9 protein-coding genes are annotated in these 9,363 nt (G+C 51.0%); 8 read left to right on the forward strand and 1 reads right to left on the reverse strand.

The annotated features are described in order from the left end of the window. The first annotated feature begins 153 nt into the window (after positions 1 to 153). The 8 genes from uraH (at position 154) to INT22_RS13440 (ending at position 9,098) form a co-directional block, all read left to right on the forward strand. Positions 154 to 513, forward strand: coding sequence for a hydroxyisourate hydrolase (gene uraH / locus INT22_RS13405; RefSeq protein WP_193068399.1), 360 nt, complete (start codon positions 154 to 156; stop codon positions 511 to 513). Positions 514 to 605: 92 nt separating this feature from the next. Beyond that, entirely contained in the window at positions 606 to 1,805 is a 1,200-nt protein-coding gene (locus INT22_RS13410) for a urate hydroxylase PuuD (RefSeq protein ID WP_193068400.1), read from the forward strand. A gap of 200 nt (positions 1,806 to 2,005) precedes the next feature. Next, on the forward strand, positions 2,006 to 2,803 hold the full coding sequence (locus INT22_RS13415; RefSeq protein WP_193068401.1) for an IclR family transcriptional regulator: 798 nt from the start codon (positions 2,006 to 2,008) through the stop codon (positions 2,801 to 2,803). Between the two features lie 351 nt (positions 2,804 to 3,154). Then, positions 3,155 to 4,942 carry a glyoxylate carboligase gene (gene gcl / locus INT22_RS13420; protein WP_193068402.1) on the forward strand — a complete coding sequence of 596 codons (1,788 nt, stop codon included), beginning with the start codon at positions 3,155 to 3,157 and terminating at the stop codon, positions 4,940 to 4,942. Positions 4,943 to 5,010: 68 nt separating this feature from the next. Next, a complete protein-coding gene (gene hyi, locus INT22_RS13425; RefSeq protein ID WP_193068403.1) occupies positions 5,011 to 5,787 on the forward strand; it encodes a hydroxypyruvate isomerase in 777 nt (258 codons plus the stop codon). A 109-nt stretch (positions 5,788 to 5,896) separates the two neighbouring features. Further along, positions 5,897 to 6,781, forward strand: a complete 885-nt coding sequence (locus INT22_RS13430; protein WP_193068404.1) for a 2-hydroxy-3-oxopropionate reductase — start codon at positions 5,897 to 5,899, stop codon at positions 6,779 to 6,781. Between the two features lie 139 nt (positions 6,782 to 6,920). Next, on the forward strand, positions 6,921 to 8,243 hold the full coding sequence (locus INT22_RS13435) for a glycerate kinase type-2 family protein (RefSeq protein ID WP_193068405.1): 1,323 nt from the start codon (positions 6,921 to 6,923) through the stop codon (positions 8,241 to 8,243). 123 nt (positions 8,244 to 8,366) lie between these two features. Further along, positions 8,367 to 9,098 (forward strand): GntR family transcriptional regulator, encoded by a 732-nt coding sequence (locus INT22_RS13440; protein WP_193068406.1) that lies wholly within the window; start codon positions 8,367 to 8,369, stop codon positions 9,096 to 9,098. Positions 9,099 to 9,236: 138 nt separating this feature from the next. Here the strand turns inward: INT22_RS13440 and INT22_RS13445 are convergent. Then, positions 9,237 to 9,363 (reverse strand): 2-oxo acid dehydrogenase subunit E2 (locus INT22_RS13445; RefSeq protein ID WP_193067988.1); only part of this gene is annotated, 127 nt, incomplete at its 5' end.

A 9,363-nucleotide genomic window follows, 5' to 3' on the forward strand; every position in this document is an offset into this window, starting at 1 on the left:
TTGAAATGTGTCGATTTTTTATATAGAAATGTAGTCATTGGGTTTTGGGCTGTGACGTGTCTCACCCGCTGTTGAGCTGCTTATTGTTAGCAATGCATAGGGAAAAGACATGGTTGTGGCTCTAATTACATTAATAAAATATTGGAGAAACCAATGGGTTACGTGACAACTCATGTTCTAGATACTGCGCAAGGCTGCCCAGGTGAGGGCGTCAAAATTGATCTGTACCGTGTCGTTAACGGTGAACGCAGCTTCCTCAAAACGGTAACCACCAATGATGATGGCCGCTGTGACCATCCCATATTAGATGGCGACGAGCTACAAGAAGGGGAGTACGAGTTGGAGTTTCATGCAGGCGATTACTTCGCCAGTCGGGCTGGCCGAGCTGCGGATAACGAGCCTGCCTTCTTAAACGTGATACCGCTTCGCTTTGGGGTCAATGACGCTACACAGCACTATCACGTGCCATTGCTGCTATCGCCCTATGCCTACTCAACGTATCGCGGCAGCTAAAGAGACTTAATCAATAGTCCCGATAAAAATAGCCCTGATAAAAAACCTAATGCTGCCGACTAACAACAAACAAATGAGGCGAGGAAGCCGACATGCTGTCCTACTTAATTGATTTTTCTAATTTTATGCTTCGCTGGCTACACGTTATTGCCGCGATTGCCTGGATTGGTGAGTCTATCTACTTTGTCATGCTAGATAATGGCTTAAAATCCCCCAAAGATGAAAACTGCCGCAAAAAAGGCGTGTTTGGTGAGATGTGGGCCGTGCATGGTGGCGGCTTCTACCACAATCAGAAATATGCCACCAGTCCGGAAAAGCTGCCTGATGACCTCCACTGGTCCTTCTGGAAAGCTTATACCACTTGGTTATCTGGCTTCGCTTTATTCATCATTTTGTACATGTTTAATCCTGGCTTTTATTTGGTTAATCCCAATAGTAGTTGGGAGTGGGCTGCCAATATGACCGGCTGGCAGGCCAACGTTTTGGCGCTGACCTTCTTGCTGCTGGGGTGGGTGGTCTATAACGAAATGTGTAAGCGCATCAGCCCCAACATGGAGCGCGATGGTCTATTAAGCATTGGTGTTGCGATCATGATGGTGGTAGTGGCGTATCTGAGTACTCACATGTTCTCAGGTCGTGCCGCATTTCTATTGACCGGTGCTGTTATGGCAACGGCGATGTCTGCCAACGTGTTCTTCTGGATCATTCCGGGGCAGCGCCGCATGGTTAAGGCGATGAAAGCTGGCGAAACGCCAAATCCGTTAGACGGCAAACGTGGTAAGCAACGCTCGGTACACAATACGTACTTTACGTTACCCGTTGTCTTATTAATGATCAGTAATCACTACTCCTTTGCCTACTCTCACGCCTATGCATGGGTCATCATGGCATTGCTGATTTTTGCGGGTGCATTAATTCGTCAGTACTTCGTGTTGATGCATGCTGGGAAAATACGGCCTGGTTATCCTGCGGCAGGCGTTGCTTTGATTATGGTGGCGTTTTGGATAGGGATGCCAGCTAACCAACAAGCTAATGCTGGTGCAGAGAGTGGGACAGATATTGCTGACGTGCAGGCGGTTATTGAGCAGCGCTGCGTTGCGTGCCATGCCCAATCGCCAACACAGCCTGGTTTTTCTACTCCTCCTGCAGGCTTTGCCTACGATAACCTTGATCAAATTTTGCATCACAAAGAGAGCATTCAGCAAGTCGTGGCCAGTGGATACATGCCCCTTGGCAACATGACCAATATGACAGATGAAGAGCGCGCGTTGATTGGAGAGTGGTCTGAGTAACTAGCTCGCTCGTTGTGACGTCAGCAGCTAGCACTTTCTAGCGCTCTAGAGGTGATAGCTGCTGTATTAGCTCAGTTCCTTAACGCATGCTCAATGTTGCTTTAAATCATGAATGGCAATTGGCCAGTGGTAGATTTGCGCAGGCGTTGGGGGTTTTACGTTATCTCGATAATACAAATAACGAAGTGAGTTAACCCGCCATGAGTGATAAGGAAAAAAAGCATTTAATTCCCGCGCTTGAACGAGGGCTGACGATTTTAATGGAGCTCAATCGTCATCATCGCGAAATGAGTTTTGCCGAGATCGTCAAACGCGTTGGTTATCCCCAGTCGACGTCTTATCGCGCAGTACAGACCTTGGAGCATATGGGGTTTCTACGCCATCACCCGGTCACTGGATTGTATTCGCTGGGTGTTAACGTGCTAAAGCTGGGCTTTGAATATGTGGCCTCATTGGATGTTGTGCAGGTAGGCCATCCTGTTATTGAGTCGCTATGCGAGCAGACCGGCTGCTCAAGTCATATTGCCGTTCGCGATGGAAGGGATGCCGTTTATGTGGCCCGTGTGGGTGCCACTAATGCCACGATTCGTCGCGTTAGCGTTGGAACACGAATTCCACTGCATTGCACGTCATTAGGGCGACTGCTTCTGACAGATCTCTCAAAAGAGGAATTTGAATCGCTCTATCCTGACGACCAACTACTTAATAAAGAGCTCGGTGCCCCCATCCGGCGTGATGTTCTATGGGACTTAGTTCAGGAAGACCGTCAGCGTGGTTATGTCATTGCAGATTCTTACTATCACTTCGGTATTTCATCGATTGCCTACCCGCTCTACAACCATGATGGGGTAGTGGAGGGCGTCGTTAGTATCATGGTGCCGGTACATGAGTTTGCCGAGGATGAGCGAGCCAAGTTGCAAACGCTGGTGCAAGAAGCCGCGAGAACAATCTCCGATATGCTCGGGCACGATCAAGCCCTTGCGAAACGCGATGGCTAGTTGTTGCAGATGGCAATAGCGCTCTGCACGAGGGGTTAAATCTACACAATGTCTACCAAGGTATGGACTGGATGCAAAAGCACCGGTCCAGTTGGCATGCCTGTTTTTACCAATACCGAGAGCGTTTCGTTAGTCACACTGGCGCTCCCTTGTACGTTTTTATACCCAATATAATCAACATTAAATATTTGATTTTAAATGATTTTATTGATTCATTTTCATTTAGTGGAAATATTTTCCATTAAATATTGACAGTGCGTCGGATGACGCATACTTTGAATATTGTCTCGTATACAAAATTAAATACAAAAATGAATACTAAATGTATTCACTCTTCGAGGAGAAGTTGTGATGGCTAAAATGACAGCTGCAGAAGCCGCCATTCACGTTCTGAAAAAAGAGGGTGTTGATGTTGCCTTTGGTGTGCCAGGTGCTGCGATCAACCCTTTCTACGCTGCGATGCGTAAAGTGGGTGGCGTAGATCACGTGTTAGCACGCCACGTGGAAGGCGCCTCACACATGGCGGAAGGGTATACCCGCACAACCGCTGGCAACATTGGTGTGTGTATCGGTACTTCTGGCCCCGCGGGCACGGATATGATTACGGGCCTGTATTCCGCCAGTGCTGATTCAATTCCGATTCTATGTATCACTGGCCAAGCACCCCGCGCCAAGATGCATAAAGAAGACTTCCAGGCCGTCGACATTCAGGCGATTGCAGGCCCGGTGACCAAATGGTCTGTTACGGTGATGGAACCTGCCCAGGTACCGCGCGCATTCCAGAAAGCCTTCCAGCTTATGCGTTCTAGCCGTCCTGGACCGGTACTGATCGATCTTCCCATTGATGTGCAGATGAGCGAAATCGAGTTTGATCCGGACACCTACGAATCACTTCCGGCTTATAAACCCTCAGCATCCCGTGCCCAAATTGAAAAAGCACTGACGCTGCTCAACGAAGCCGATAAGCCGTTGATCGTGGCTGGTGGTGGCATCATCAATGCCGATGCTGCCGAGCAATTAGTTGAATTTGCTGAGCTAACCGGCGTACCGGTGATCCCGACGCTGATGGGGTGGGGAACGATCCCTGATGACCACCCGTTAATGGCAGGCATGGTGGGGCTGCAAACGTCGCACCGATACGGCAATGCGACCATGTTGGCCTCTGACTTTGTCATGGGGATTGGTAATCGTTGGGCTAACCGACACACCGGCAATGTCGAAACGTATACAAAAGATAGAAAGTTTGTTCATGTTGATATCGAGCCTACGCAAATAGGTCGTATTTTTGGACCTGACTACGGCATCGTTTCTGACGCAAAGCTTGCCCTAGACCTGTTTATCGATGTCGCGCGTGAAATGAAGGCCAACGGACAGCTTAAAAACCGTAGGTCCTGGGCCGAAGAGTGTCAGGAGCGTAAGCGCACGCTACTGCGCAAAACGCACTTCGATAATGTGCCGGTGAAACCCCAGCGTGTTTACGAAGAGATGAACAAGGTTTTTGGCAAAAATGCGCGCTATATCAGCACCATCGGTTTGTCGCAGATTGCCGGCGCTCAGTTCCTGCATGTGTACAAGCCTCGTCACTGGATTAACTGTGGCCAAGCTGGGCCGCTAGGCTGGACAGTGCCTGCGGCACTGGGTGTTTGCCGTGCCGACCCTGATGCCGAAGTGGTTGCGCTGTCTGGCGATTACGACTTCCAGTTCATGGTGGAAGAGCTAGCGGTTGGGGCACAGTTTAACTTGCCGTATATCCACGTGCTGGTGAACAACTCCTATCTCGGTTTGATTCGCCAGGCTCAGCGTGGCTTCGACATGGACTACTGTGTCCAGCTCTCGTTCAAGAACATTAACTACACCGACGAAGAAGCGGCGCTCGCTGAGTACGGCGTAGATCACGTGTCGGTTGCTGAAGGCCTTGGCTGTAAAGCGCTGCGTGTCACTACACCCGATGAGATTGCACCTGCGTTAGAGAAAGCGCGTGAGCTAATGCGCCAATACCGTGTGCCGGTCGTGGTGGAAATTATTCTAGAGCGCGTTACCAATATCTCGATGGGCACTGACCTTGATGGGGTTAATGAGTTCGAAGCGTTAGCTGAAAACCTAACCGATGCACCGAGCTCTATTGCCAGCCTGACGTAACGCACCAAGGTGCTTCCAGGCAAGTCGCTGAAGTCGTTATTAAGACGCTAAAACGTTAGGAGAACACTATGGCTAAGTTTGCCGCGAATCTCAGTATGCTGTTCACTGAAGTCGATTTTCTTGATCGCTTTGAGGCCGCCGCAAAGGCGGGTTTTAAAGGGGTTGAGTACCTTTTTCCCTATGACTATGCGGCAGCTGACATCAAGCAGCGCTTGGATGCGAATGGCCTAACCCAAGTGCTGCACAACTTACCTGCGGGAGATTGGGGGGCAGGCGAGCGAGGCATTGCTTGCCATCCCGACCGGGTAGAAGAGTTTCGTGCCGGTGTGGATAAAGCGATCGACTATGCCACTACGCTTGAGTGCAAGCAGGTGAACTGCCTTGCGGGTATTCAGCCTGAGGGCGTTAGTGATGCTGAAGCTCACCGTACCTTGGTCGAAAACCTTCGCTACGCTGCCGAAAAACTCAAAGCAGCCGGCATTTTGCTGCTTGCAGAGCCTATCAATACCCGTGACATTCCAGGCTTTTTCCTTAATCGCACCGAGCAGGCGTTGGCACTTTTTGACGAAGTCGGCAGCGATAACTTAAAGCTGCAGTATGACATCTACCACATGCAAATCATGGAGGGTGATCTTGCGCCCACTATTGAAAAGCATTTTGCACGTATCGCTCACGTGCAGTTGGCGGACAACCCGGGACGCCATGAGCCAGGAACGGGTGAGATCAATTATCCCTTCTTATTTAGCCACCTGCAGCAGCTTGGCTATGACGGCTGGATCGGCTGCGAGTACAAGCCCAAGACCACGACGGTAGAAGGTTTAGGTTGGTTAGATAAGGCGCGTTAACCCTGTATGACTTAAAACAGGCAAGTGAGTAGATAGTCGTTAGCTCAGGAAATCTAAATCATTTAGAAACAATAGGTTGGTTTCTGAAAGACGCGAATGGAGAACAATTATGAGTAAGATCGGTTTTATTGGTTTAGGCATTATGGGTCGTCCTATGGCGGGGCACCTGCTCGACGCTGGTCACTCGTTGGTGACTGTTAAACGCGGCACTTTGGATGCTGCGCTTGCCGAGAAAGGCATGAGTGAAGTCGCTTCACCCAAAGCGGTGGCTGAAGCGTCTGACGTCATTATCACCATGGTACCCGACACGCCCGATGTCGAAAGCGTGTTATTTGGTGAGGAAGGCGTGATTGAAGGCCTGAAGCCCGGTACCCTGGTGATTGATATGAGCTCTATTGCTCCAATGCAGACCCAGGCATTTGCCAAGCGGATTACCGATGCGGGCGGAGAGTTTGTCGATGCGCCGGTTTCTGGTGGTGAAGGTGGTGCGATTAACGCTGCGCTTACCATTATGGTGGGCGCAACAACGGAAGGGTTTGAGCGAGCCAAGCCATACCTGGACGTTGTTGGGAAGACGATTACCCACATCGGCGGCCACGGTGCAGGTCAGACGTGCAAAGTGGCTAACCAGATTGTGGTAGCACTGACCATTGAAGCGGTGGCAGAAGGGTTGCTGTTCGCCTCTAAAGCAGGTGCTGATGTCGCTAAAGTGCGTGAATCACTGATGGGCGGTTTAGCCCAATCGAAAATCCTCGATGTTCATGGCGAGCGCATGATCAAGCGCACCTTTGAGCCTGGGTTCCGCGTTCGTCTGCACCAGAAAGATCTCAACTTGGCGTTAGAGGGTGCCAGGACGTTAAACCTGTCATTGCCAGGCACCGCCAATGCACAGCAGTTGTTCCAAGCGTGTGTTGCCAACGGGGGCCAGGATTGGGATCACGCAGGTATTGTGCGCGCTTTAGAAAAGCTGGCAGACCATGAGGTTGGCCAATAACGCGCCTTTGTCAGGCAGGCCAGCGTCTGTTGGCCTGCCATTAAGTTCTTTTTACTAAGCTTTCCAAGCTCTTTGTTTACGTTCTTTTCTAAGCTCCTTTTTGAGCCCTTTTCCTGATCCCTGCCCGAGGAGTCTTTTGATGAATTCCCTTGTTCGCTTGGCGCCTTTTACCAGTGAAGAGGCAACCCGCCAGTGGCTGAATCAACTGGCCGAAACGGCCATTGCTGCGGTACATCCCGATAGCTTATTAACTGCCCAGTTGCCTGAAAAACCGCCAGGCCGAACTGTCGTCGTGGGCGCTGGTAAGGCCGCCGCCGCCATGGCGCGTGCATTAGAGTTGGCGTGGGAAAAACGCGCTCGTGAGTCAGGCGAAGAGGTCGACTTAACAGGCGTAGTAGTGACCCGTTATCACCATGGTGCAGCCTGTCGCTATATCGATGTACTTGAAGCCTCTCATCCAATGCCTGATGCGCTGGGTGAGCAAGCCGCTAAGCGGATGCTTGATGAAGTGAAAAACCTGGGTGAAGACGATCAAGTGATCGCACTTATCTCAGGCGGTGGCTCTGCGTTAATGACCCTGCCGGCGGACGGCATTTCGTTAGAAGACAAACAGGCTCTGAATAAGGCGCTGCTTCGCTGCGGTGCACCGATCCGTGAAATCAACACCGTAAGGCGCCATTTGTCTGCAATTAAAGGCGGGCGGTTGGCCACCGCTGCGCACCCCGCGCAAGTGGTGACGCTACTTATTTCGGATGTTCCTGGTGACGTTCCTTCATTAATTGCCTCAGGCCCGACGCTGCCGGATAACACAACGTCGTTAGATGCCTTGGCAATTTTAACCCGCCATGAGATTGAGGTGCCTGAGCATGTGAAGCGCCATTTAATGGCCGATCATCGTGCGCCTCAGACCTGGAACCAAGGATTTGCACGGGATAAATCGACTATCCTAGCCCGTGCGCGGGATGCACTGAAGGCCGCCCAGCTCAGCGCCGAAGAGAGTGGCCTAGAGGTAAGAGTGTTAGGTGATGATCTTGAGGGAGAAGCAAGAGATTTAGGCATTGCCCAGGGGCGTATGGCGTGCAAGTTGCAGGCTGAAATTACTCGTCCGCTGCTGGTACTGTCAGGTGGCGAAACGAGCGTTACCGTGCGTGGTAATGGTCGAGGAGGGCGCAACGTTGAGTACCTGCTGGGGCTTTTTGATACGCTAAAAGGGTGTGATGGCATTTATGCGATTGCGATTGATACCGATGGCATTGATGGCTCTGAAGATAATGCAGGTGCGTTAATTGGGCCTGAATGCTGGCAGCGGGCTAAGGCATTATCGCTTTCTGCCCAGGATTACCTTGCCCGTAACGATGCGTACAGTTTCTTTGACGCTTTAGATGACCTCGTGGTAACGGGGCCAACCCGTACCAATGTTAACGATTTCCGGGCGATTCTTATTCTACCCAACCCGTCGTAAGGCTGTGGTTGTGCCCACATATCGACCCGATTACCCGTTAAGGCATTGTTTTGCGTGGTTCTGAGTGGTTGTCTGAGGGGTAAACATGATAAGTTTCGTCGAGGTTCATTAGAGAGTTAGGCCATGACCCTCGGCTGGCACAAGAAAAGTTTTACCAAAACGAAAGAAGGTCGCGTTAGCGATCAAGACATTGTTGAACACATCCGGTCTGCGGTACTGATGCAGCGACTGGCACCGAATACAAAACTGCCTGAAGTCACCATCGGTGATGTATTTGGAGTCAGCCGTTCAGTGGTGCGTAAAGCGTTAACACGGCTTGATGCTGAACATGTTATCGACCAACGGCCGAACCAGGTTGCCCGCGTCAGAGCGCCTTCGATTGACGAAACGCGAGAGACGTTTTCCGCGCGTAGATTAGTGGAAGGTGAGATTGTCTCACTGTTGGCGGGTAAGCTGGATGTGGCGACTTACAAGGCGTTAGAGAAGCAGGTCGCCCTTGAAAAGCAGGCTTTTGAAAACAGTGACGAACCGTCACGCATCGAACACTCCCTCAATATTCATCATCTCCTTGCTCAGTATGCCCCTAATCGTATCTTGGGCGCGATGCTGACCGATCTCGTCTTGCGAACGTCAATTGTCATCGCTCTCTATAAGCGTCCGGGACTGTCTTCTTGCTACTTGGAAGGCGATCATGCCAACTTGCTTGGGCACTTGGCGAGTGGTGATGCGGAGGCGGCTAAGCAGGCGATATACACGCACCTTAATAGCTTAGAGTCTTTGCTGGTGCTGTCGTCTCAAGAGCCGGAAAACGACGACTTGATGACTATTCTAGGCGGTAAATCTGTTAGGGCGTGATTCGCTAGCACTAGGTTTTCGTTAACCCTGGTTTTCGCTAACCATCGATTTTCGCTAACAATAGGTTTCAATGTTCCAAACTGATGTCTCAAACAAGCGGCGCCCATTGGGCGCCGCTTGTGGCTTACTGTGAGACGGTTACAGCAGTAATCGGCGAATATCCGTCAGCACATCGGCCAGGAAGGCCGTAAAGCGGGCGGCATCGGCACCATTAATTGCCCGGTGATCGTAAGAGAGCGATAGCGGCATCATTAAGCGCGGTTGG

Source organism: Halomonas sp. 3D7M (assembly GCF_014897885.1).
Taxonomy (GTDB): domain Bacteria; phylum Pseudomonadota; class Gammaproteobacteria; order Pseudomonadales; family Halomonadaceae; genus Vreelandella.